This window comes from Aeromonas sp. 19NY04SH05-1, assembly GCF_040581895.1.
Lineage (GTDB): Bacteria > Pseudomonadota > Gammaproteobacteria > Enterobacterales > Aeromonadaceae > Aeromonas > Aeromonas enteropelogenes.
The window spans coordinates 3,804,504-3,827,397 of record NZ_CP095328.1; the positions used below are offsets into that span (position 1 = coordinate 3,804,504).

General features: G+C 56.3%; 21 protein-coding genes and 2 pseudogenes. 13 read left to right on the top strand and 10 right to left on the bottom strand.

The genetic code is table 11. The features are described from left to right. The first annotated feature begins 31 nt into the window (after positions 1-31). Entirely contained in the window at positions 32-496 is a 465-nt protein-coding gene (locus tag MRK42_RS17410) for a hypothetical protein (RefSeq protein WP_354688386.1), read from the top strand. Positions 497-572: 76 nt separating this feature from the next. On the opposite strand, the gene MRK42_RS17415 is transcribed toward MRK42_RS17410, so the two are convergent. Then, positions 573-989, bottom strand: a complete 417-nt coding sequence (locus MRK42_RS17415; protein ID WP_354688387.1) for a CBS domain-containing protein — start codon at positions 987-989, stop codon at positions 573-575. A gap of 154 nt (positions 990-1,143) precedes the next feature. On the opposite strand from MRK42_RS17415, the gene MRK42_RS17420 reads away from it, so the two are divergent. The 3 genes from MRK42_RS17420 to rlmJ are packed head-to-tail and all read left to right on the top strand — an operon-like array spanning position 1,144 to position 4,356. After that, positions 1,144-3,054 (top strand): ABC transporter ATP-binding protein, encoded by a 1,911-nt coding sequence (locus MRK42_RS17420; RefSeq protein WP_354688388.1) that lies wholly within the window; start codon positions 1,144-1,146, stop codon positions 3,052-3,054. Then, positions 3,047-3,508 (top strand): DUF2390 domain-containing protein, encoded by a 462-nt coding sequence (locus MRK42_RS17425; RefSeq protein WP_216993757.1) that lies wholly within the window; start codon positions 3,047-3,049, stop codon positions 3,506-3,508. Before MRK42_RS17420 ends, MRK42_RS17425 begins: the two co-directional genes overlap by 8 nt. Next, on the top strand, positions 3,502-4,356 hold the full coding sequence (gene rlmJ / locus MRK42_RS17430; protein ID WP_201943126.1) for a 23S rRNA (adenine(2030)-N(6))-methyltransferase RlmJ: 855 nt from the start codon (positions 3,502-3,504) through the stop codon (positions 4,354-4,356). The genes MRK42_RS17425 and rlmJ overlap by 7 nt, the downstream gene beginning before the upstream one ends. Before the next feature lie 94 nt (positions 4,357-4,450). Here the strand turns inward: rlmJ and MRK42_RS17435 are convergent, their stop codons facing one another. Then, entirely contained in the window at positions 4,451-4,657 is a 207-nt protein-coding gene (locus MRK42_RS17435) for a hypothetical protein (protein WP_354689058.1), read from the bottom strand. A 182-nt stretch (positions 4,658-4,839) separates the two neighbouring features. On the opposite strand from MRK42_RS17435, the gene MRK42_RS17440 reads away from it, so the two are divergent. Beyond that, positions 4,840-5,202, top strand: coding sequence for a DUF2061 domain-containing protein (locus tag MRK42_RS17440; RefSeq protein ID WP_026456048.1), 363 nt, complete (start codon positions 4,840-4,842; stop codon positions 5,200-5,202). 117 nt (positions 5,203-5,319) lie between these two features. After that, positions 5,320-5,931, top strand: coding sequence for an MliC family protein (locus tag MRK42_RS17445; protein WP_354688389.1), 612 nt, complete (start codon positions 5,320-5,322; stop codon positions 5,929-5,931). A 55-nt stretch (positions 5,932-5,986) separates the two neighbouring features. Here MRK42_RS17445 and MRK42_RS17450 read toward each other — a convergent pair whose 3' ends face one another. Further along, entirely contained in the window at positions 5,987-7,165 is a 1,179-nt protein-coding gene (locus tag MRK42_RS17450) for an aspartyl protease family protein (protein ID WP_354688390.1), read from the bottom strand. Between the two features lie 639 nt (positions 7,166-7,804). Here MRK42_RS17450 and MRK42_RS17455 point away from each other — a divergent pair. From MRK42_RS17455 to MRK42_RS17465, 3 genes are all read left to right on the top strand, one after another. Beyond that, a complete protein-coding gene (locus MRK42_RS17455; RefSeq protein ID WP_354688391.1) occupies positions 7,805-8,803 on the top strand; it encodes a hypothetical protein in 999 nt (332 codons plus the stop codon). Positions 8,804-8,921: 118 nt separating this feature from the next. Next, a complete protein-coding gene (locus MRK42_RS17460) occupies positions 8,922-9,479 on the top strand; it encodes a cysteine hydrolase (RefSeq protein ID WP_354688392.1) in 558 nt (185 codons plus the stop codon). A gap of 152 nt (positions 9,480-9,631) precedes the next feature. Further along, entirely contained in the window at positions 9,632-10,276 is a 645-nt protein-coding gene (locus tag MRK42_RS17465; RefSeq protein WP_354688393.1) for an HAD hydrolase-like protein, read from the top strand. A gap of 121 nt (positions 10,277-10,397) precedes the next feature. On the opposite strand, the pseudogene MRK42_RS17470 reads toward MRK42_RS17465, so the two are convergent. The 7 genes and pseudogenes from MRK42_RS17470 to aadB all read right to left on the bottom strand — a co-directional run. Then, a pseudogene (locus MRK42_RS17470) lies at positions 10,398-11,162 on the bottom strand (IS5 family transposase); the annotation flags it as partial. 82 nt (positions 11,163-11,244) lie between these two features. Next, positions 11,245-12,000: an IS21-like element ISAs29 family helper ATPase IstB gene (istB, locus tag MRK42_RS17475; protein WP_000194037.1), complete on the bottom strand. Its 756-nt coding sequence runs from the start codon at positions 11,998-12,000 to the stop codon at positions 11,245-11,247. Between the two features lie 14 nt (positions 12,001-12,014). Then, positions 12,015-13,556, bottom strand: a complete 1,542-nt coding sequence (gene istA / locus MRK42_RS17480; protein WP_111809685.1) for an IS21-like element ISAs29 family transposase — start codon at positions 13,554-13,556, stop codon at positions 12,015-12,017. Between the two features lie 221 nt (positions 13,557-13,777). Beyond that, positions 13,778-14,458, bottom strand: a pseudogene (locus MRK42_RS17485) (IS91-like element ISCR1 family transposase); the annotation flags it as partial. A gap of 404 nt (positions 14,459-14,862) precedes the next feature. Beyond that, complete coding sequence (gene sul1, locus MRK42_RS17490; RefSeq protein WP_000259031.1) at positions 14,863-15,702, bottom strand: sulfonamide-resistant dihydropteroate synthase Sul1; 840 nt, start codon at positions 15,700-15,702, stop codon at positions 14,863-14,865. Beyond that, positions 15,696-16,043 carry a quaternary ammonium compound efflux SMR transporter QacE delta 1 gene (locus MRK42_RS17495; RefSeq protein WP_000679427.1) on the bottom strand — a complete coding sequence of 116 codons (348 nt, stop codon included), beginning with the start codon at positions 16,041-16,043 and terminating at the stop codon, positions 15,696-15,698. The genes sul1 and MRK42_RS17495 overlap by 7 nt, the downstream gene beginning before the upstream one ends. A gap of 156 nt (positions 16,044-16,199) precedes the next feature. Then, a complete protein-coding gene (gene aadB, locus MRK42_RS17500) occupies positions 16,200-16,733 on the bottom strand; it encodes an aminoglycoside nucleotidyltransferase ANT(2'')-Ia (RefSeq protein ID WP_000381802.1) in 534 nt (177 codons plus the stop codon). A 145-nt stretch (positions 16,734-16,878) separates the two neighbouring features. On the opposite strand from aadB, the gene intI1 reads away from it, so the two are divergent. From intI1 to MRK42_RS17520, 4 genes are all read left to right on the top strand, one after another. Next, entirely contained in the window at positions 16,879-17,892 is a 1,014-nt protein-coding gene (gene intI1, locus MRK42_RS17505; protein ID WP_000845039.1) for a class 1 integron integrase IntI1, read from the top strand. A gap of 296 nt (positions 17,893-18,188) precedes the next feature. After that, a complete protein-coding gene (locus MRK42_RS17510) occupies positions 18,189-18,746 on the top strand; it encodes a recombinase family protein (protein ID WP_001162012.1) in 558 nt (185 codons plus the stop codon). A 2-nt stretch (positions 18,747-18,748) separates the two neighbouring features. Beyond that, positions 18,749-21,721, top strand: a complete 2,973-nt coding sequence (locus MRK42_RS17515) for a Tn3 family transposase (RefSeq protein WP_001138073.1) — start codon at positions 18,749-18,751, stop codon at positions 21,719-21,721. 78 nt (positions 21,722-21,799) lie between these two features. Further along, entirely contained in the window at positions 21,800-22,804 is a 1,005-nt protein-coding gene (locus MRK42_RS17520; protein WP_000427619.1) for an IS110-like element IS5075 family transposase, read from the top strand. Positions 22,805-22,894: the final 90 nt, after the last annotated feature.

The window sequence follows — 22,894 nt, forward strand, 5'->3', positions numbered from 1 at the left end:
CCGGCCCATCCATGCGCTCAAAGGAGAGTCCATGCACCCGTTTCGCACCCCGCTCTTGCTTATCACCCTGCTGCTGGGAGGCTGCGCCTCACCCGCCCATCAACAACTGGGGGCGGCGCTGGACGGGCTGGAGGGGGAGCTGAACCGGCTGGAAGAGGAGCTGGCGGCCATGAACGGCCTCCATTACCAGAAGGCGATCGATGCCCCCCTGAGCCTGCGCCGCTACCTGAACGCCCCCCGCCCCACGGCCGAGGGGTTGATCCCGATCCGCAGCCAGTTACAGGATGGCCCCCTCCTTCACTACGACTACCGCTTGCCTGTGGGCATGACGAGCCTGCCGCTGGACAACCCCTGCCTGCGCTACGAATTCGAGCTGCGCCATTTGGGCAGACTGGGCAAGCTGGCGCTGCACTGGCAGGATGCCCAGGGTCAGCAGAGCAGCCTCATTCGCCAGGATGAGTGCCCCTTCTCTCCCAAGGGGCCCGGTCTGCTCTGAGGCCCACCGGCCAGTCCACCAAACCCAAAAACAAAAAGAGCTGCCGAGGCAGCTCTTTGTGGATCATGGCCCAAATTTAGCCGAGGCCATCATGGTCGAGGACGGTTTTCAAGAAATCCTTCCAGCTGATGATGCCCACCAGAGCGCCGTTTTCCAGCACCGGCAGGCAGGAGACGTTCTTCTCCAGCATCAGCTTGATGCCGTCCCGCAGCGGCAGGTTGGGGGCGACGGTGACCAGCTGGCGGCTCATGATCTGGTGAGCACGGCGGTTGAGGGTCTCGGTGTCGCGGCTCATCTCGGCCTCGGAGTCGAGATAGGGGCTGATGGCGCGAAACAGATCCCGGTCCGAGATGACGCCGACCAGCTCCTCCTCCTCCAGCACCAGCAGATGGCGAAAGTGAGCCTGCTCGAAGATATCCTTGATGACCCCGAGCCTGTCATCCATGGAGACGGTGGCGACCCGGGTCGTCATGATGTCCCTGATATGCAGCATGCTAGCCTCCACCATCCTGATTGATAGTTCTGTTATGACATGTTTTTGCGGCGCCAGCCAGTAGCAGGCCTGCTCCCAAAGTGCAAACCGGCGCCATTTCACGTAAGATCCGCGCCAGTTTTCTCCTCCATTTTTGAGCAAGCAGATCCCACCCATGATAGTTGCCAGTCAAATCGAACTGATCCGCGGCGGCCGCAAGCTGCTGGACAACGCGTCCGCCACCATACACCCGGGCCACAAGGTGGGCCTGGTGGGCAAGAACGGCTGTGGCAAGTCCACCTTTTTTGCACTGGTACGGGGGGAGCTGGCCATCGACAGCGGCACTTTCAGCCTGCCCGCCGGCTGGCAAATTGCCGGGGTCGCCCAAGAGACCCCGGCGCTGGAGTGCTCGGCCCTCGATTATGTGATCGACGGTGACAGGGAGTTTCGCGCACTGGAAGCCGAGCTCGCCCAGGCCGAGCAGGATGACAACGGCCTGCTGGTGGCCGAGCTGCACAGCAAGCTCGACACCATAGGCGCCTACAGCATCCGCGCTCGCGCAGCCGAATTGCTGCACGGTCTCGGCTTTGGCGACGAGCAGCTTGCCTCGCCGGTACGCAGTTTCTCCGGTGGTTGGCGCATGCGTCTCAACCTCGCCCAGGCATTGCTGTGCCGCTCCGATCTGTTGCTGCTGGATGAACCGACCAACCACCTGGATTTGGACGCCGTCATCTGGCTGGAGAAGTGGCTCAAGGGTTATCAGGGCACGCTCGTCTTGATTTCTCACGACCGCGACTTCCTCGACTCGGTGGTGGGCCGCATCATCCATATCGAGAACGGCAAGCTCAACGAATACACAGGCGGCTACTCCGACTTCGAACTGCAGCGCGCCGAACACCTGGCCCAGCAGCAGTCCATGTACGAGAAGCAGCAGCGGGAGATGGCCCACATGCAATCCTATGTGGACCGCTTCCGCTACAAGGCCTCCAAGGCCCGTCAGGCTCAGAGCCGCCTCAAGGCCATGGAGCGGATGGAGAAGATCCTGCCCGCCCACGCCGACTCCGAATTCAGCTTCGAGTTTCGCGAACCCTCGGCTCTGCCGACCCCGCTGATTGCCATGGAAAACCTCAGCGCCGGCTACGGCGACAAGGTGATCCTGGAGAAGATCAAGCTCAACCTGGTACCGGGTTCGCGTATTGGCCTCTTGGGTCGCAACGGCGCCGGCAAGTCCACCTTTATCAAGATGCTGGCCGGCTCCAACCCGCCGCTTTCGGGCAAGCTGGAAGTGAGCGCCGGGGTGAGCATCGGCTACTTCGCCCAGCATCAGCTGGAGACCCTGCGCCTGGACGACAGCCCCCTCGATCACCTGGTGCGCCTCGCCCCGGACAAGACCGAGCAGGAGCTTCGCAACTATCTGGGCAGCTTCGGCTTTCACGGCGACAAGGCGCTCGACAAGGTAGCCCCCTTCTCCGGTGGCGAGAAGGCGCGGCTGGTGCTGGCCCTCATCACCTGGCAAAAGCCCAACCTCTTGCTGCTGGATGAACCGACCAACCACCTGGATCTGGAGATGCGCCACGCCCTGACCATGGCGCTGCAAGGATTCGAGGGGGCCATGGTAGTGGTCTCTCACGACCGTCACCTGCTGCGCACCACCACGGATGACTTCTATCTGGTGCACGGTGGCCGGGTCGAGCCGTTCGACGGCGATCTCGACGACTACCACAAGTGGCTCGGCGAGCAGGAGAAAGAGGCCAACGCCAAGCCGACTGATGCCCCCGCAGCCGCCAACTCGGCGGTGGCGCGCAAGGATCAGAAGCGCCGCGAGGCGGAGTTCCGCCAGCAGACCAGGCCGCTGCGCCAGAAGCTGGAGAAGCTCGAAACCAGCATGGAGAAGCTGCAGGGGAAACTCGCCGAGATCGAGACCCAGCTGGCCGATCCGGCCATCTATGAAGAGAGCGCCAAGGGCAAGCTTTCCGAGCTGCTCAAGTCCCAGGGCCCCATCAAGGAGGAGCTGGAAAACGTCGAGCTGGAGTGGATGAGCCTCTCCGAGGAGCTGGAAACCATGGAGCAAGCCTTCCTTGCGTAATCTGTCACTGGTGGCGACCGACGCGGTCGCCGAACACGAACTGCCGAGCCCGCTCGATTTCTGGCACTGGAGCGGCGAGGTCTATGGTGCACGCAGCCAGGACTGGCTCCAGGTGCAGGAGCTGGGGGGCTGCGTCAATCTGGCGCTCTTGCTGCATCGGCTCGATCAATGCGGGATCCCGGTCGATCTCACCGATCTGCAACCTGCCCTGGTGCAGACCGAGGCGGTGCTGACCCCCTGGCGCGCCCTGCGCAAAAGCGCCAAAGCGCGAGTCGGCGAGCAGGAGTATCAGGCCATGCTGGCCCACGAGCTGGAGCTGGAGCGGCTGCAGCAGGGGGTGCTGCTGCAGACCCTGCGCGAGCTGTCCCTCTACCGGGGCAAGAGCCACAATCTGTTGAACTATCTATCGTTACTGGGTGCCCAGCAGGGCCCCCTCAGAGATCTAATATGCTGAGCTATCGCCACGCCTTTCACGCCGGCAACCATGCCGACGTGCTGAAACACGCCGTCCAGGCCCTGATCATCGAGTCCCTCAAGAAGAAGGAAAAACCCTTCATCGTGCTGGATACCCATGCCGGCGGCGGTCTCTACGACCTGCGCGGCGACTGGTCCCAGAAGAAGGCGGAATATGCCGATGGCATCGGTCGGTTGTGGAACGAGCGGGCCCAGTGGCCGGCCATGGCCCCCTATCTGGACGTCATCGCCGACATGAATATCGATGGCCAGTTGCACTACTACCCGGGCTCCCCCGAGCTGTCGCGCCGCCTCACCCGCGAGCAGGACAAGCTGGCGCTGATGGAGCTGCACAACAACGAGGTAGAAGATCTGCGCGCCAACATGGGGTACGACCCGCGCGTTGCCGTCCACCACCGCGACGGCTTCGAGGGGCTGGTCGCCCTGCTGCCCCCTACCCCGCGCCGCGGCCTGGTGCTGATCGACCCGCCCTATGAGCTCAAAGAAGACTACTTCGCCGTGGTCGATACCCTGAAAAAGGCGCACAAACGCTGGGCCACCGGCATCTACGCCCTCTGGTATCCCATCCTGGGGCAGGAGGCGGACAAGTCCCGCGACATGCTGCGCGCCATCAAGCGGGAGAACTTCGGTAACGTCCTGGTGGCCGAGCTGGAAGTGGCCGGCCAAACCAGCGATTGGGGCATGAATGGATCAGGGATGCTGATCATCAGCCCTCCCTGGATGCTGGACGAGCAGATTGAAGCCTTCTTGAAACCCTTGTGCGCCAAGCTGGCCCAGGGCGCCGGCGCCCAGTACAAGGTGGAGTGGCTCAACAAGGTGGAAGAGTAACCGCCTGAAAAACAGGAAAACCGACAAGGGCCTGCCATTGCAGGCCCTTTTTATTGGCAGGATCGGCGGGCAGCTCGGGTGCCATGGCTGGCAATCAGGGGCCGGTGAGTCTGTCCAGATGCAAGACCAGCAATAGCAGGGCCAGCAGACCCAAGGGAGGAAACAGGGAGAGCAGGGCACAGAGAGTGGCGATCAGGGCGGGACGCTCGCTTCTGCGACGGGCCAGCCAATAGGCCAGCACACCCACGACGATCATCAGCAACAGTATGCCCTGTCCCAGCAGGGTGGCGTTGATATTCATATGCATGAAAGCTCCTTTTTCATGGCAAAACATCACTTTAGCGCGGCAACAGTTCAAGGCAAGCCCCAGTCTGGCAACAAGACATTTGATAGGCATTCCCTATCCAACCATTAGATGAGAATAGTTTTCATTTAATGGCATTCCGGGTGATACTGCCAATATCACCAGAGGGAGCCGCCATCATGAAAAAGACCATCAGCTTTGCCGCCCTGCACTTCACCGTTGCCTTTACCCTGGCCTATCTGCTGACCGGCGAGCTGCTGACCGCCAGCCTGATCGCCCTCATCGAACCCGCCGTCAACACGGTCGCCTTCTACTTTCACGATGTCGCCTGGCACAAATTCAAGCCCAGTCACAGCCTGCAGGCCAAGACCAGCAGCTTCGCCCTGGTGCACTTCTCCGTGGCCTTCGGCGTCGCCTTCCTGCTGAGCGGCGAACTGCTCACCGGCGGCGTGATGGCGATGATCGAACCCACCATCAACACAGTCGTCTTCTTCTTCCACGAGCGGCTATGGCGCGCCCGCCAGCAGCTGGTGCTGGCCTGATCCCTGACTCCGGGCTTTACGCGCCAACCCGTGCCGCCAGCGCCCAAAAAGCGCTCGGCGGCATGAGTGCTTTTGTGTTTTAGTGAAGCAATATCTCTCTTTTCAGGAACCGCTTCGATGACCCCGCTCAAGACTCTGCTGCTTGCCCCCCTGGTACTCTTTCCCCTGCTGGCCAGTGCCGCAACCCCCTCGTTCGATTGTCACAAGGCCTCGGGGGCGGTCGAGACGCTTATCTGCAAGGATGCGAAACTGACGGCGCTGGACAATGAACTGGCCGACCTCTATCACAAGGCAATAGCCCAACTCTCCCCCGAGCAGCGCAAGACGGAGCAGGCGACGCAGCGTGGCTGGATCAAGGGGCGCAACGAGTGCTGGAAGGGGCAGGATCTGCGCCAGTGCGTCGAGGATAACTACAAGCTGCGGATCGCCGAGCTGCAGGTCACCGGTGGCCAGCTGATGGTCACGGCTCCCGTCTTCTACCGCTGCGGCGACCAGCTCATGCTGGAGACTTACTTCTATCAGGATGCCAAGGTGCCGGTGGCCGTCCTCAACCTGAGTGAAGGCAATCGCCCGCCACTGCAGACCATCGCCTATCAGGAACCCAGCGCCAGCGGCGCCCGTTATGAAGGGCAGAACATCAGCCTGTTTACCAAGGGGGACGAGGCCAGGCTGGAGCGTTTCGGCCAGCCGGCGCTCGCCTGCAAAGTGAGCACAGCGCAAGGCAAATAACGCGATCTGGGGGCCGGCCACTGTTTCGCCCTGACGGTGCCGGCCTCGTCATATGCTAGATGGCGATATCCAGCGCCTTGCCTTCCCGCACCACCCGCACCTTGAGCGAACCCGCCTTACTCTGGTTCAGCAGATCCCGCACCCTGTCTATCTGTATCGGGTGATAGGGCACGCCGTTGATCTGCTCGATGACGTCGCCATTTTTCAGGCCAAACGGCGCCAGATCCCGCTCGTCGTTGTAGTAGACCTGCAGATGCTGGCCATCGAAGCGCACCGCAATCTGGCGCAGGTTTGGCTGCACCTGCTGCGCCAGCGTCTCTGCGTCATAGCAGAACATCATGCGCCCCGGGATGATGGCAAAGCGCTTGAAGCGGCTCACAAAGTCCATGCCGAGGGCATACTTGTCGTTGTCATTCTCCGACACCCGCAGCTGATCGAGGGGGCGGCCGTCAAAGTGCAGGCCGGTGATAACATGATCGCCCAGGTCCTGTATGCCGCTCGCATCAACCCCCTTCATTGGCGTCGAACCATCCTTCAACAGCGCCTGCTGCTCGGCCATATGGCCGATAAAGCTGCGATCGACATAGCTCTGATCGGCCCCGGTATCGAGGAGCATTCGCAGGCTGCCCTCGCCCTGGCTCAGGTAGAGCGCCGGTGAACGGTTATAGCTGTCGTCATAACCGATGCAGCGCTCGAACCCGGCCGCCGAGGGGGCCGACGACCAGGCACTGATCTGGTGCTGCTCCTGATCAAACACCCAGTTGAAGCGACGTATGACCTCTATCCCGAGTACCCCGTCGATGCGCGTGCCAAGGGATTGGGAGATGAGCGAAAAATCCATGGTGCCCCACAGATCACTGTCATCGATCGTGACCGAGCCAACCGAAAAGGGCACCGGCTGTACAAACCCGAAATGTTCACTCTCAATCTGGCCCGAGACGCTGACCATATTGGCAAAATCGGCCTGGTAGGCGCGAGGCAACTGACTCAGGGAGAGTGCCTTGAAGCGGCTGGCAATACGGCGATCGAGCACAGTGATGCTGGCGCCGGTATCGAGCAGAAACTGGTACTGCCCACCGGCGATGGTGACAGGTACTATGGGGCTACGCTCGTAAGAGACGGCCAACACGGGCTGGGGCTTGCTTGCTGCATGGGCGGTATCCGGGGCGCTGCAACCCTGGGCGCCAAACAGGGTCAAGATGGCGAGCGCCACTGCTTTTCGCTGCAATGTCATAAGACTCCTTTGCGATAGACAATGTGTCTGCGCCTCCCCAGCTACAGCACCAAACACAAACTATCCTGTTGATTTATAGATAAATAAACCAGATATCACGGGGCAGTCGACAATAACAAAGTGTTTTATGCCGACTCAAGCTGATTATGACCCCTCACAATTCATGGATCTGGCAAGATCATCCCCCGAGTCCCCACCCCGCCACCGCTCAACTCACCCTATCGATTAATTTATTGATCCTGCTCAGGAATACCCGATCTGCTTCTTTTCCTCTGCACGGCGTCCGTTAATATACCCGATTGGCAACGACCTCAGCGGAGTCACCCCATGAGCCACGCCATTCCTCACACAGGTAAAAAGCAGCAGACTGGGGGCTGGAACTCAGGGGCGGTAGCCTTGCCGGCGATAATCATGGTCAACACCCTCACTGTTTTCTAGACAGTCGTAATGTTGCACAAAAAGAAGAGGTCAAGCGAATACGTTCTGCTTCAGAAAAAAGTGGGTAAGCAATTGATTTTAAATGCCATTTAAAATCTCCTTTATCAGAGCAAAGCGGAGTTAGATGGAAGGCGGTATTAATGTGTTAGTACCGCCTTCTATCTAATCACTGTTAGTTGTACAGTTAGTTTTGGAGAAAAAATGAACGGTATATTTTATAACAACACAATTACTACATTGCCGGGATGGGCTGAGCCTTTACATTTATCTCAGCCAATTGGATACGCATATGAAACTGCAACTCACTTTGTGCATTTATATGGTAAAGACCATGGATTGAACGTAATTTCTGTTGGCTTAACTGTAATTGAGCAAAAAAATGGTACCCTAGTTGATTGGGTACAACGAATATTTGGTGCTCAAAATATTCAACCTTTATCGTTACCTATTGGTGATACTGTTGAAAGTCTTTGGCGTCCGTCACTCTATTACTCTAACGACATTGAAGTAGCCTTAAATATTGACCCATATGAGCAACGTTCAGCAGAGCAGGCTTTACGTGTGCTTGTCGAAAAACTTGATGATATTCTCCTCTATGTAGAGCCTAGTCAAAGTGGTTTAGCTTCCTACGGGCATAAAAGTAGAGAGTTACTAATACTTGCTTGTACAGAGGTTGAAAATCTATGGACTTCAATTTTCCAAAAAGCAGGAATTCCACCTTCAAACAATCGAATGTTTACAACTCAAGACTATGTAAAACTATTGCCTAAAGCTGGATTGAACGAATTTGAAATAACATTTAAGAACTACAATGGTTTACGTGCTTTTCAACCGTATGCAAACTGGAATGCTCAGCAACCTACTCAATCTTTAAGCTGGTATCATGCATATAATAAAACTAAACATGACCGAAATGCATCATTTAACGAAGCAACTTTAGAAAATGTAATGGATGCAATTTCAGGGGTTATAGCTATGTTTTGTGCGAAATTTGGTCCTTTTTCACTGATACATGATAATAACGCGCTATCTTCTCTCATGAATCAGCACTTTCACATCAATCTTAAAGATAGTGACCATTCAACGTACTATGTTCCTAAAATAACGTTACCAGCAAATACAAGGAATGACTTGTTCTTATACGACTGTTATCGAGAAGGGCACAATGAACAGTGGAATGTCCAACCACTGGTGTTATAAGTACAACTAACAAAGCATTTAAGAGTGATTCGCAACGCTTGCCGTTTTCGCTTCGCTCAAAGTATAGGCAAGCGCCGCTCACACCTTAATGCAGCGTTAGCTTTCCAGAGAGATAATCATGACTAAATTACTATTGATTATTGATATGCAAGAAGACTTTTTTCAGCAAGGTAGGCTTGCTGAAAAAAGAACTGAAATTACTGGCTCATTAAACGAGTTGATACATGCATTTCGTAAAGAAAATCAGAAGATTATTTGGGTTCGTCAAGTCTTCAAAGGTGACTTATCAGATACGTATTTAGCGCTGCGACAATCTAGTCAAAGATGGACTATTGAAGGCACTAGTGGTTGTGATCTACTAAGTGAGTTGGTTCGCCATTCGGATGAGCCAGAGATTATCAAAAAGCGTTATAGTGCTTTCTTTAGAACGGCTCTTGATGAAATTTTAAATAAAATAGTGCCTAGTGAAATCGTGATTGCTGGCGTAAATACTCATGCATGCGTGAGAGTTACTGCTATCGATGCATATCAACGTGATTACCAGTTATTATTAGCAAAAGAGTGTATCGACTCATACGACCAAGGTTGCCATGATGAATCATTTGAGTACTTGGTAAATAGTGGTATTGGTGTTTCATTATCGAATGCTGAGATCATCGATAGATTGAAAAGCTAACAAATGCCTCAAGAGGGACTGTCAACGCGCGGCGTTTCCAGTCCCAATGAGCCGTTGTGGTTACGGTTGTTGTGGTTGAGCTTTGTGTTAATGCGTTGCCAGCCCCATGAAGGGCGTTATGTGGTAATTGAATCCGCACACAAGGAGATAAAGTGTCTAAGGATTTCATAGTATTTGACCTCGATGGAACAATTAGTGACCCGAAAGATGGCATTGTTCGGTCGATAAACTACGCACTTGTAGAACATGACTTAGCTCCTAAAAGTGAACAAGAATTGCAGCGCTATATTGGTCCACCTTTGAATGTTGCTTTTAAGGAATTATCAAACTCCACTGATACTAATCTAATACTCTCGCTAGTAGCTAAATATCGCGAACGCTATTCAGACGTTGGCTTTTCGGAAAATAAACTCTATGAAGGTATTATTTCCAGTCTAGAGGCTTTAAATAATAACTACCCACTAGAAGTCTGTACTTCAAAAAGAGTAGATTTCGCTGAACGAATATTAACTTTATTCAAACTTGAGCATTTATTTGAGTTTGTTAGTGGCGGAGATGTTGAAATAACCAAAGTGTCTCAGTTATCCGGTTTGCTATCAGGTGGGACCATCGGCTCGGGCTCAGTTATGGTTGGCGACAGAAATACAGATTTAATAGGGGCCCACAGAAATAAGCTTAAGTCTGTGGGTGTTTTGTGGGGCTATGGTGACTATGCAGAACTGTCATCTGAAAACCCTTCTATGATTTTGTGTAGTCCTAATGAATTAATCAAAATTACCACAAAACAAAGGAGTTAGGACACCCACCATTATAAGCGAGCGCCGCGTAGTGAATCTTCCCTATCAGACGAGGGCGGGCACGGGGCGTTGTTGCCCAAATCAGCCAGCAAGTCATGACTTCCCCAGCTCTGGGTAACCGCTACACTCGAGGCTTTCTGACAAGTAGGCCCAGAGTATTCAGCTTGTTTATGGCGCTTACATACGCCATGACTTCTCCCACTTGGCCGTTGTAGTTACGCAGACTGATTTTCCCCGCCAGCAACTGCTTGAACCGATACATCGCCGTCTCTGCCAGCGAGCGACGGTGATACCCCGATATCTTCTTCCAGTGCGCCAGCCCTTCCTTGCGCATCACCAGCACAGCGTCATTTCTTGGGTGTCCCTTTTTCCATAACCCCGCGCTCTTGCGAGGCGGGATACAAGCTGTCGCCCCTTTGCGCGAGATAAGCTGATGGCTGGCTTTGCTGTCATAGGCGCCATCTGCATAAACTCGTCCCAGCTTGCGCCGCAGTGGATTGAGCAAGGTCGGCAACACCTCGGCATCATGGACATTTTCCAATGACACCTCCGCCGCCACGATATCGTGGGTTACCGGGTCTACTGCCAGATGCAACTTGCGCCAGACTCGCCGCTTCTCAGCGCCGTGTTTTCTGACCTTCCACTCGCCTTCACCAAACACCTTCAGCCCGGTTGAGTCGATAACCAAGTCGGTAATGCGTCCCTTTGGGGGCTGTCGATAGGCCACTGTCACCGTACGTGCTCGCTTGCTGACACAGCTATAGTCCGGTGCGCACAACGGCACATTCATCAGCTCGAACAGGGAGTCGAGTAGTCCCTGAGTGGCCCGCAGAGTGAGGTTGAAAATCCCCTTGAGCATCAGGAAGGTACAGATGGTCTGGTCAGTGTTGCGTATTCCGGCGAAGTTGAACAGCCATTCCGGCCAACGTGAACACCCTGATCCTTAACGCGCTCACGTCACCCCGTTTCTAACTCGAGTGTTCAGATTGGGTCAACTCACTTCTCCTCTTTCTCATCGATTCTCCCTTCAGTGACAGCCGGTGAGCGTTGTGCATCAGCCGGTCCAGGATCGCATCTGCCAGAGTGTTGTCCCCCAAGCTCGCGTACCACTCTTCCGTTGGCAGCTGACTGACCACGACCGTCGAGTATTTCCCGTACCGATCATCCATGATCTCCAGCAGGGCGTTGCGCTGCTCGGCATTCACCGCTTCCAGTCCCCAGTCATCCAGGATCAGCAGCTCTATCCTTGCCAGTTGACCCAGCAGTCTGGCGTAACTGCCATCTACCTTGGCCTGGCTCAGCTCAAGTAGCAGACGCGGCAGCCGGTAGTAACGAGTGCTGTGCCCCTGCTGACAGGCTTGGTAGCCCAGCGCACAGGCTAGGTAGGTTTTTCCGCAGCCACAGGGGCCGGTAATGAGCAGGTTCTGGCCCCGGCGCAGCCACTCTCCTTGGGCCAGGTTTGCCACCTGTGACCGCTCCAGGTTGCGTGCAGACTGGTAGTCCACCTCTTGCACCGTGGCCTGGAGTTTGAGCCTCGCCTGCTTGACCAGCCGAGCTTGTTTACGCTGCTCCCGGCTCAGTTGTTCGTGTTCGACCAGCAGGCTTAGCCGCTCGATGAAGGGCAGCCCTTCGTAGGTACTTGCCTGTTCCAGTTGTTGTTGCACGGCATCCGCCATGCCAGTCAGTTTCAGGTGTCTCAAGCGGGTCAGCGTTTGTTGGGTCATGGGTTTTTTCCTCGTTAGTGGAAGCTCTGGGGGCCGCGGATGTTCTCGTGCTCTTGCGGCAGTTCTGGATAACTGAGCGGACTTGCGGGCAGTTGGTCGCGGCCACTGGTCAGCACCGACTTGAGCTGCTTGAGCCGCACCAGTCCTTCCCGGTTGGCCAGCTGGCAACAGCCTTCGACTCGTGATGGCGGATACTCCCGGCTAAGACTCAGCAGTCCCAGGCAGAGTCGGTATGCCTGCTCGGCATGGGCTTTCTCTGCCAGCCGTTCGCTAACCCAGCACAAGGTGCCCGGTCCGATGTCGGCAGCCCACTGCTTAAGACGCCCTGGCGTCCAGCGTTGCTGCTTGCTGTGACGTTCCGGCATGTGCTCAGGGAGTGTGCTCATCCCCGGGATGGTTTTACGCGGATGGCTCGCGACCAGCTGTTGCTGGTGATAGACCTGAAGCAGGGTATCGCCCGCATGGAGCTCCAGTTGCTGACCCACATACTGGTGCGGCACCGAGTAATGGTGCTGCTCATAACTGACGTGATAGTCGATGTTGACCTTGACCGTTTTGATGGCGACATAGCGATAGGGATGCACCGGTAGTGACCCCAGTGCCGGGCGGTCCAACTGCTCAAACGCCTCGCGTCGGTTACCGGGCAGCTGCTTGAACGGGCGCTCGTTGAGCTCATTCAACAAAGCCCGGATGCACTGGTTTAGCTCGGCAAGCGAGAAGAAGGTCTGATGGCGTAGACGAGCCAGGATCCAGCGCTCGACGATCTGCACACCCACCTCGGCCTTGGCTTTGTCCTTAGGCTTGTAAGGGCGAGCTGGCATCACCGCCACCTGATAGTGCTCGGCCAACTGCTGGTAGCTGGGGTTGAGCTCGGGATCGTATCGGCAAGCCTTGCTGACACCGCTCTTGAGGTTGTCGGGGATCAGCAGTACCGGTGTCCCGCCGAAAAACTCAAAGGCACGGACATGGCTTTGCAGCCAGTCCGGCAGTGACTGGGACCAGGTGGCCTCGGCAAAGGTGTAGTTGGACGCACCGAGCACGGCGACAAAGACTTGTGCCTGACGGACCTCACCCGTAGTCGGCGACACGATGGGCACCGTGGGCCCGCAGTAGTCGATAAAGAGCTTTTCCCCCGCCTTGTGGATCTGGCGCATGGAGCGCTTTTGCAACTGACACCAGGACTTGTAACGGTCACAGAACTGGGAGTAGCTGTAACAGCTATTGGGATAGCGCTGGGTGTACTCCTCCCAGAGCAGCTGTTTGGAGACCCCCTTGCGCTTGAGCTCCTGATGGACAGAGGGCCAATCCGGCACAACATGGCGGGCCGAGATGGTGGTATCGGCCTGCGGATAGAACAGGGCAGCCAGTCGGCCATCATCAAGCTCGGTAGGTAAGGGCCAGGTAAGGCCGAGCGCCTGGGCACTTTTGAGGAGTTTCTGGATGGAGCCGACACTGACCTTGGTACAGATACTGATTTGGCGAACAGAGAGGTCAGCTTCCAGCCGCAGTCGCAGCACTTCACGAATTTTACGCATTGCAATCCTCTTGGCAGACATAGGCTCTTCCCTGGCAAAAGGGAGAGCGTATCAAAGGTTTTTAAATCAATGCGTTAAGGATGATTCCGGTGAATGTGAACAGTGATTCCGGGATGTTGAACACTGTTTCCGGAAAGGAGGGGCGAAGTGTTCAGGTTGAACCGGAATGAGCGTTCACATTGGTCCGGAAATGGTGTTCACGTTGAATCGGAATTGGTGTTCATGATCGGCCGGAATATGCAGAGGGTGTGAGCGAGCGTATTCAGCTCATCGTAAGTGGGTGCCTTGACACGATGGAAGCGTTGCTTGCCATAGTCATCTTCGGCATAGACACCATCGAGAAACAGCATGTGGTAGTGGACATTGAGATTTAGCGCGGAGCCAAAGCGTTGGATAAGAGTCACTGAGCCAGTTTGTGCAGAGGCTTTGGTGTAACCGGCTTTTTTGATCAGATGAGTTGAGAGTGTACGATAGACGATACTCAAGACCTGGCCCATCAGCTGGGGATGGCGAGCCAGCAAAAAGCGTAGCTGGAAAGGAAAGCTGAGCACCCACTGGCGAATGGGCTCCTTGGGGAAGACTTCGTCTATCAGCAGCGCCGCACTCTCGGCCATCCGGCGGGCACCGCAGCTAGGGCAAAAGCCGCGTCGTTTACAGCTGAAGGCGACCAGACGCTCGTGATGACAATCCTCGCAGCGAACCCGCATGAAACCATACTCCAGACGGCCACATTGGAGGAGGTCGTTGAATTCTTGTTGGATGTAGCGAGGCAGGTGTTGACCTTGGGCTTCGAGTGAGGCTTTGAAGGCTGGGTAGTGCTGCTCAACCAGCTGGTAGAGCAGCGTCTGGTCGGGTTGGTGGCGTTCGTAACCGTTTGTTTGAGTGGGCGATTGACTCGCCGTGGCGTTCCTTGCCAGCGACATGGGTATCCTCCGCTGATACTGTGGTTATGTACAGTATCAGCGGCTTGCGTTCAGACGTCCAGTCTGGCCCTAGACATCGCTAAATGCTTAACCCGCAATAGCCCTCACGAGTTGTTATCAGCCACTACCGGTTGAGCGAGAAGGTTTTGGGTTCAGGGTGCTATTGCTCCACCAATCACAATACTGAAGCCCCAACTGTTATCAGTTGGGGCTTTTTCTTGTCTGTTTGCGGCGGTTGCGTTTTATCGGTAGTCGTCGAGCTCTGCACCATCCCACATAAGAGCTTAACGGTGCGATCTTCAACGCCATCACACAAAACTTTCTTTTTCACGCACAGTCAACTTATTGGATGTTTTATTAACAACCCAAAAGGAGATATTTAGCGGGCGGCCGGAAGGTGAATGCTAGGCATGATCTAACCCTCGGTCTCTGGCGTCGCGACTGCGAAATTTCGCGAGGGTTTCCGAGAAGGTGATTGCGCTTCGCAGATCTCCAGGCGCGTGGGTGCGGACGTAGTCAGCGCCATTGCCGATCGCGTGAAGTTCCGCCGCAAGGCTCGCTGGACCCAGATCCTTTACAGGAAGGCCAACGGTGGCGCCCAAGAAGGATTTCCGCGACACCGAGACCAATAGCGGAAGCCCCAACGCCGACTTCAGCTTTTGAAGGTTCGACAGCACGTGCAGCGATGTTTCCGGTGCGGGGCTCAAGAAAAATCCCATCCCCGGATCGAGGATGAGCCGGTCGGCAGCGACCCCGCTCCGTCGCAAGGCGGAAACCCGCGCCTCGAAGAACCGCACAATCTCGTCGAGCGCGTCTTCGGGTCGAAGGTGACCGGTGCGGGTGGCGATGCCATCCCGCTGCGCTGAGTGCATAACCACCAGCCTGCAGTCCGCCTCAGCAATATCGGGATAGAGCGCAGGGTCAGGAAATCCTTGGATATCGTTCAGGTAGCCCACGCCGCGCTTGAGCGCATAGCGCTGGGTTTCCGGTTGGAAGCTGTCGATTGAAACACGGTGCATCTGATCGGACAGGGCGTCTAAGAGCGGCGCAATACGTCTGATCTCATCGGCCGGCGATACAGGCCTCGCGTCCGGATGGCTGGCGGCCGGTCCGACATCCACGACGTCTGATCCGACTCGCAGCATTTCGATCGCCGCGGTGACAGCGCCGGCGGGGTCTAGCCGCCGGCTCTCATCGAAGAAGGAGTCCTCGGTGAGATTCAGAATGCCGAACACCGTCACCATGGCGTCGGCCTCCGCAGCGACTTCCACGATGGGGATCGGGCGAGCAAAAAGGCAGCAATTATGAGCCCCATACCTACAAAGCCCCACGCATCAAGCTTTTGCCCATGAAGCAACCAGGCAATGGCTGTAATTATGACGACGCCGAGTCCCGACCAGACTGCATAAGCAACACCGACAGGGATGGATTTCAGAACCAGAGAAAGAAAATAAAATGCGATGCCATAACCGATTATGACAACGGCGGAAGGGGCAAGCTTAGTAAAGCCCTCGCTAGATTTTAATGCGGATGTTGCGATTACTTCGCCAACTATTGCGATAACAAGAAAAAGCCAGCCTTTCATGATATATCTCCCAATTTGTGTAGGGCTTATTATGCACGCTTAAAAATAATAAAAGCAGACTTGACCTGATAGTTTGGCTGTGAGCAATTATGTGCTTAGTGCATCTAACACCTGAGTTAAGCCGCGCCGCGAAGCGGCGTCGGCTTGGACGAATTGTTAGGCCGCATATCGCGACCTGAAAGCGGCACGCAAGACCTCAACCTTTTCCGCCCCGAGTGAGGTGCATGCGAGCCTGTAGGACTCTATGTGCTTTGTAGGCCAGTCCACTGGTGGTACTTCATCGGCATAGTAAAAGTAATCCCAGATGATCGCCTCCCAGCTGTTACAACGGACTGGCCGCCCGGCGATGACGCCCTCAGCCGCCTCTGGGCACGAGCCCTGCGGAGCCTCCGCGATTTCATACGCTTCGTCTGCCCACCAAGCAGGTTCGCAGTCAAGTAACTCATCCCCGATCTCCGCTAAGAATCCATAGTCCAACTCCTCCATGACGCGCCCGCCGAGCATTTCAACTATTGCCTCGAGCTCGCCGCGCCTCTCGCCGGGAAACGTCAGATCAATATCATCGTGCTTGCGTGTTACACGCCCTAGCCGTGCATCGATCGCCCAGCCCCCACCGATCCAGAGCGGCAGATTTCGCTCATCTGCCGCAGCTAGAATTTTGTGTATCAATGTGACCTGCGTTGTGTCCATGCGGCCTAACTTTGTTTTAGGGCGACTGCCCTGCTGCGTAACATCGTTGCTGCTCCATAACATCAAACATCGACCCACGGCGTAACGCGCTTGCTGCTTGGATGCCCGAGGCATAGACTGTACAAAAAAACAGTCATAACAAGCCATGAAAACCGCCACTGCGCCGTTACCACCGCTGCGTTCGGTCAAGGTTCTGGACCAGTTGCGTGAGCGCATACGCTACTTGCATTACAGCTTACCAACCGAACAGGCTTATGTCCACTGGGTTCGTGCCTTCATCCGTTTCCACGGTGTGCGTCACCCGGCAACCTTGGGCAGCAGCGAAGTCGAGGCATTTCTGTCCTGGCTGGCGAACGAGCGCAAGGTTTCGGTCTCCACGCATCGTCAGGCATTGGCGGCCTTGCTGTTCTTCTACGGCAAGGTGCTGTGCACGGATCTGCCCTGGCTTCAGGAGATCGGAAGACCTCGGCCGTCGCGGCGCTTGCCGGTGGTGCTGACCCCGGATGAAGTGGTTCGCATCCTCGGTTTTCTGGAAGGCGAGCATCGTTTGTTCGCCCAGCTTCTGTATGGAACGGGCATGCGGATCAGTGAGGGTTTGCAACTGCGGGTCAAGGATCTGGATTTCGATCACGGCACGATCATCGTGCGGGAGGGCAAGGGCTCCAAGGATCGGGCCTTGATGTTACCCGAGAGCTTGGCACCCAGCCTGCGCGAGCAGCTGTCGCGTGCACGGGCATGGTGGCTGAAGGACCAGGCCGAGGGCCGCAGCGGCGTTGCGCTTCCCGACGCCCTTGAGCGGAAGTATCCGCGCGCCGGGCATTCCTGGCCGTGGTTCTGGGTTTTTGCGCAGCACACGCATTCGACCGATCCACGGAGCGGTGTCGTGCGTCGCCATCACATGTATGACCAGACCTTTCAGCGCGCCTTCAAACGTGCCGTAGAACAAGCAGGCATCACGAAGCCCGCCACACCGCACACCCTCCGCCACTCGTTCGCGACGGCCTTGCTCCGCAGCGGTTACGACATTCGAACCGTGCAGGATCTGCTCGGCCATTCCGACGTCTCTACGACGATGATTTACACGCATGTGCTGAAAGTTGGCGGTGCCGGAGTGCGCTCACCGCTTGATGCGCTGCCGCCCCTCACTAGTGAGAGGTAGGGCAGCGCAAGTCAATCCTGGCGGATTCACTACCCCTGCGCGAAGGCCATCGGTGCCGCATCGAACGGCCGGTTGCGGAAAGTCCTCCCTGCGTCCGCTGATGGCCGGCAGCAGCCCGTCGTTGCCTGATGGATCCAACCCCTCCGCTGCTATAGTGCAGTCGGCTTCTGACGTTCAGTGCAGCCGTCTTCTGAAAACGACAAACGATGTCAGAATAGAGTTAAATTTCCTATTGATTGACATATTCCGTCAAAGGTAATAGATTTCATCCTGACACTTTTGCCTTTGGAGGCATCTTGCAAGGTCAACGCATCGGCTATGTCCGCGTCAGCAGCTTCGACCAGAACCCGGAACGGCAATTGGAGGGTGTTCAGGTGGCGCGGGTGTTCACCGACAAGGCTTCTGGCAAGGACACCCAGCGTCCCGAGCTGGAAAGGCTGCTGGCCTTCGTCCGCGAGGGCGACACCGTGGTGGTGCATAGCATGGACAGGCTGGCACGCAACCTTGATGACCTGCGCCGCATCGTCCAAGGGCTGACACAACGGGGCGTGCGCATGGAGTTCGTCAAAGAAGGGCTGAAGTTCACCGGCGAGGACTCACCGATGGCCAATCTGATGCTGTCGGTCATGGGAGCCTTCGCTGAGTTCGAGCGCGCCCTGATCCGCGAACGTCAGCGCGAGGGAATCGTGCTGGCCAAGCAGCGCGGTGCCTACCGGGGACGAAAGAAATCGCTGAACAGCGAACAAATTGCCGAGTTGAAACGGCGAGTTGCGGCAGGCGACCAAAAAACCTTGGTGGCCCGTGACTTCGGCATCAGCCGCGAAACCTTGTACCAGTACCTGCGGGAAGACTGACCATGCCACGCCGCTCAATCCTGTCCGCCACCGAGCGCGAAAGCCTGCTGGCACTGCCAGATGCCAAAGACGAACTGATACGGCACTACACGTTCAACGAAACCGACCTGTCGGTGATCCGTCAGCGTCGCGGCGCCGCGAATCGATTGGGCTTCGCTGTGCAGCTTTGCTACTTGCGATTCCCTGGCACCTTTTTGGGCGTCGATGAGCCTCCGTTTCCGCCCCTGTTGCGCATGGTGGCCGCGCAACTCAAGATGCCAGTGGAAAGTTGGAGCGAGTACGGCCAGCGCGAACAGACACGGCGGGAGCACTTGGTCGAGCTGCAAACGGTTTTTGGGTTCAAGCCCTTCACCATGAGCCACTATCGGCAAGCCGTGCATACATTGACCGAGCTGGCCTTGCAGACCGACAAAGGCATCGTGCTGGCGAGCGCACTTGTCGAGAATCTGCGGCGGCAGAGCATTATCCTGCCCGCCATGAATGCCATCGAGCGCGCAAGCGCCGAGGCCATCACCCGTGCCAACCGACGCATTTACGCGGCGCTGACCGATTCTTTGTTATCACCCCACCGTCAGCGCCTGGACGAACTTCTCAAGCGCAAGGACGGCAGTAAAGTGACGTGGCTGGCATGGCTGCGCCAGTCGCCTGCCAAACCGAACTCTCGCCACATGCTCGAACATATTGAGCGCCTGAAATCCTGGCAAGCACTTGATCTGCCCGCAGGCATCGAGCGGCAGGTTCACCAGAACCGCCTGCTCAAAATCGCTCGTGAAGGTGGCCAGATGACGCCTGCTGATCTGGCAAAGTTCGAGGTGCAACGACGCTATGCCACGCTGGTAGCGCTGGCCATCGAAGGCATGGCCACCGTCACCGATGAAATCATCGACCTTCACGATCGCATCATCGGCAAGCTGTTCAACGCGGCCAAGAACAAGCATCAGCAGCAGTTCCAGGCTTCCGGCAAGGCGATCAACGACAAGGTGCGGATGTATGGGCGCATCGGTCAAGCGTTGATTGAGGCCAAGCAAAGCGGCAGCGATCCGTTCGCCGCCATCGAGGCCGTTATGCCCTGGGACACCTTCGCCGCCAGCGTCACCGAAGCGCAAACATTGGCGCGGCCTGCCGACTTTGATTTCCTGCACCACATCGGTGAAAGCTATGCCACGCTACGCCGCTACGCGCCGCAGTTCCTGGGCGTGCTCAAATTGCGGGCTGCGCCCGCCGCCAAGGGTGTGCTCGATGCCATCGACATGCTGCGCGGCATGAACAGCGACAGCGCGCGCAAGGTGCCCGCCGATGCGCCAACCGCATTCATCAAGCCGCGCTGGGCAAAGCTGGTTCTGACCGACGACGGCATCGACCGGCGTTACTACGAGTTATGCGCCCTGTCGGAGCTGAAGAACGCGCTGCGCTCCGGTGATGTCTGGGTGCAGGGTTCTCGCCAGTTCAAGGACTTCGACGAATACCTGGTGCCGGTCGAGAAGTTCGCCACTTTGAAGCTGGCCAGCGAATTGCCGCTGGCAGTGGCCACCGACTGCGACCAATACCTGCATGACCGGTTGGAATTGTTGGAGGCGCAACTCGCCACAGTCAACCGCATGGCTGCGGCCAACGACTTACCGGATGCCATCATCACCACCGCGTCAGGCCTGAAGATCACGCCGCTGGACGCGGCAGTACCAGACGCCGCGCAAGCCATGATCGACCAGACAGCTATGCTGCTGCCGCACCTCAAAATCACCGAGTTGCTGATGGAGGTCGATGAATGGACGGGCTTCACCCGCCACTTCACACACCTGAAGACCAGCGACACGGCCAAGGACAAAACCTTGCTGTTGACGACGATCCTGGCCGACGCGATCAACCTGGGTCTGACCAAAATGGCCGAGTCCTGCCCTGGCACCACCTACGCCAAGCTGTCTTGGCTGCAAGCCTGGCACATCCGCGATGAAACCTATTCGACGGCGCTGGCCGAGCTGGTGAATGCGCAGTTTCGGCAACCCTTCGCCGGCAACTGGGGTGACGGCACCACGTCATCGTCGGACGGCCAGAACTTCAGAACCGGCAGCAAAGCAGAAAGCACTGGTCATATCAACCCGAAGTATGGAAGCAGTCCAGGACGGACTTTCTACACCCATATCTCCGACCAGTACGCGCCCTTCAGTGCCAAGGTGGTCAACGTGGGCATTCGTGATTCAACTTACGTGCTTGATGGCCTGCTGTACCACGAGTCGGACTTGCGCATCGAGGAACACTACACCGACACGGCAGGCTTCACCGATCACGTGTTTGGCTTGATGCATTTGCTGGGATTTCGCTTCGCGCCGCGTATCCGTGACTTGGGCGAAACCAAGCTATTCATCCCCAAGGGCGATGCCGCCTATGACGCGCTCAAGCCGATGATTAGCAGCGACAGGCTGAACATCAAGCAAATACGCGCCCATTGGGATGAAATTCTGCGGCTGGCCACCTCCATCAAGCAAGGCACGGTAACGGCTTCGCTGATGCTGCGCAAACTCGGCAGCTACCCGCGCCAGAACGGCTTGGCCGTGGCGTTGCGCGAGCTGGGGCGCATCGAGCGCACGCTGTTCATTTTGGATTGGCTGCAAAGCGTGGAGCTGCGCCGCCGCGTCCATGCGGGGCTGAATAAGGGCGAGGCGCGCAACGCGCTGGCCAGGGCGGTCTTCTTCTACCGATTGGGTGAAATCCGCGACCGCAGTTTTGAGCAGCAGCGCTACCGGGCCAGCGGCCTCAATCTGGTGACGGCGGCCATCGTGTTGTGGAACACGGTATATCTGGAGCGTGCCACCAGTGCTTTGCGTGGCAACGGCACGGCGCTGGACGACACATTGTTGCAATATCTGTCGCCGCTGGGGTGGGAGCACATCAACCTGACCGGCGATTACCTATGGCGCAGCAGCGCCAAGGTCGGTGCGGGGAAGTTTAGGCCATTGCGACCGCTGCCACCGGCTTAGCGTGCTTTATTTAATGAGATGGTCACTCCCTCCTTCCCAGTACTATGCTGAGGACAGGCTTTCATTCGGAGAACCATCATGGAAAACATTGCGCTTATTGGTATCGATCTGGGTAAGAACTCTTTCCATATTCATTGTCAGGATCATCGTGGGAAGGCCGTTTACCGTAAAAAATTCACCCGACCAAAGCTAATCGAATTTCTGGCGACATGCCCGGCAACAACCATCGCGATGGAAGCCTGTGGCGGTTCTCACTTTATGGCACGCAAGCTGGAAGAGTTAGGGCATTTTCCAAAGCTGATATCACCGCAATTTGTCCGCCCATTCGTTAAAAGCAACAAAAATGACTTCGTTGATGCTGAAGCTATCTGTGAAGCAGCATCACGTCCATCTATGCGTTTCGTGCAGCCCAGAACCGAATCTCAGCAGGCAATGCGAGCTCTGCATCGTGTCCGTGAATCCCTGGTTCAGGATAAGGTGAAAACAACTAATCAGATGCATGCTTTTCTGCTGGAATTTGGTATCAGCGTTCCGCGAGGTGCTGCCGTTATTAGTCGACTGAGTACCCTTCTTGAGGACAGTAGTTTGCCTCTTTATCTCAGCCAGTTACTGCTGAAATTACAACAGCATTATCACTATCTTGTTGAGCAGATTAAAGATCTGGAATCTCAGTTGAAACGAAAGTTGGACGAAGATGAGGTTGGACAGCGCTTGCTGAGTATTCCCTGCGTTGGAACGCTGACTGCCAGTACTATTTCAACTGAGATTGGCGACGGGAAGCAGTACGCCAGCAGCCGTGACTTTGCGGCGGCAACAGGGCTGGTACCCCGACAGTACAGCACGGGAGGTCGGACGACATTGTTAGGGATTAGCAAGCGGGGCAACAAAAAGATCCGAACTTTGTTGGTTCAGTGTGCCAGGGTATTCATACAAAAACTGGAACACCAGTCTGGCAAGTTGGCCGACTGGGTCAGGGAGTTGTTGTGTCGGAAAAGCAACTTTGTCGTCACCTGTGCTCTGGCAAACAAGCTGGCCAGAATAGCCTGGGCACTGACGGCGCGACAGCAAACTTACGAAGCATAAAGGCAGAAATACACCAGTTTAAACAATCATTCATCTGGTTTTGCGAATACTGATATTGATGATACTAACGGCCCACCGGCCTGTTGAGGA

Excerpts from the sequence above, each read along its gene's own strand:
- MRK42_RS17410 (WP_354688386.1), top strand. The coding sequence starts at position 32 with ATGCACCCGTTTCGCACCCCGCTCTTGCTTATCACCCTGCTGCTGGGA.
- MRK42_RS17415 (WP_354688387.1), bottom strand. The coding sequence starts at position 989 with ATGCTGCATATCAGGGACATCATGACGACCCGGGTCGCCACCGTCTCC.
- MRK42_RS17420 (WP_354688388.1), top strand. The coding sequence starts at position 1,144 with ATGATAGTTGCCAGTCAAATCGAACTGATCCGCGGCGGCCGCAAGCTG.
- rlmJ (WP_201943126.1), top strand. The coding sequence starts at position 3,502 with ATGCTGAGCTATCGCCACGCCTTTCACGCCGGCAACCATGCCGACGTG.
- MRK42_RS17435 (WP_354689058.1), bottom strand. The coding sequence starts at position 4,657 with ATGAATATCAACGCCACCCTGCTGGGACAGGGCATACTGTTGCTGATG.
- MRK42_RS17440 (WP_026456048.1), top strand. The coding sequence starts at position 4,840 with ATGAAAAAGACCATCAGCTTTGCCGCCCTGCACTTCACCGTTGCCTTT.
- MRK42_RS17445 (WP_354688389.1), top strand. The coding sequence starts at position 5,320 with ATGACCCCGCTCAAGACTCTGCTGCTTGCCCCCCTGGTACTCTTTCCC.
- MRK42_RS17450 (WP_354688390.1), bottom strand. The coding sequence starts at position 7,165 with ATGACATTGCAGCGAAAAGCAGTGGCGCTCGCCATCTTGACCCTGTTT.
- MRK42_RS17455 (WP_354688391.1), top strand. The coding sequence starts at position 7,805 with ATGAACGGTATATTTTATAACAACACAATTACTACATTGCCGGGATGG.
- MRK42_RS17460 (WP_354688392.1), top strand. The coding sequence starts at position 8,922 with ATGACTAAATTACTATTGATTATTGATATGCAAGAAGACTTTTTTCAG.
- istB (WP_000194037.1), bottom strand. The coding sequence starts at position 12,000 with ATGACCCAACAAACGCTGACCCGCTTGAGACACCTGAAACTGACTGGC.
- istA (WP_111809685.1), bottom strand. The coding sequence starts at position 13,556 with ATGTCTGCCAAGAGGATTGCAATGCGTAAAATTCGTGAAGTGCTGCGA.
- sul1 (WP_000259031.1), bottom strand. The coding sequence starts at position 15,702 with ATGGTGACGGTGTTCGGCATTCTGAATCTCACCGAGGACTCCTTCTTC.
- MRK42_RS17495 (WP_000679427.1), bottom strand. The coding sequence starts at position 16,043 with ATGAAAGGCTGGCTTTTTCTTGTTATCGCAATAGTTGGCGAAGTAATC.
- aadB (WP_000381802.1), bottom strand. The coding sequence starts at position 16,733 with ATGGACACAACGCAGGTCACATTGATACACAAAATTCTAGCTGCGGCA.
- intI1 (WP_000845039.1), top strand. The coding sequence starts at position 16,879 with ATGAAAACCGCCACTGCGCCGTTACCACCGCTGCGTTCGGTCAAGGTT.
- MRK42_RS17515 (WP_001138073.1), top strand. The coding sequence starts at position 18,749 with ATGCCACGCCGCTCAATCCTGTCCGCCACCGAGCGCGAAAGCCTGCTG.
- MRK42_RS17520 (WP_000427619.1), top strand. The coding sequence starts at position 21,800 with ATGGAAAACATTGCGCTTATTGGTATCGATCTGGGTAAGAACTCTTTC.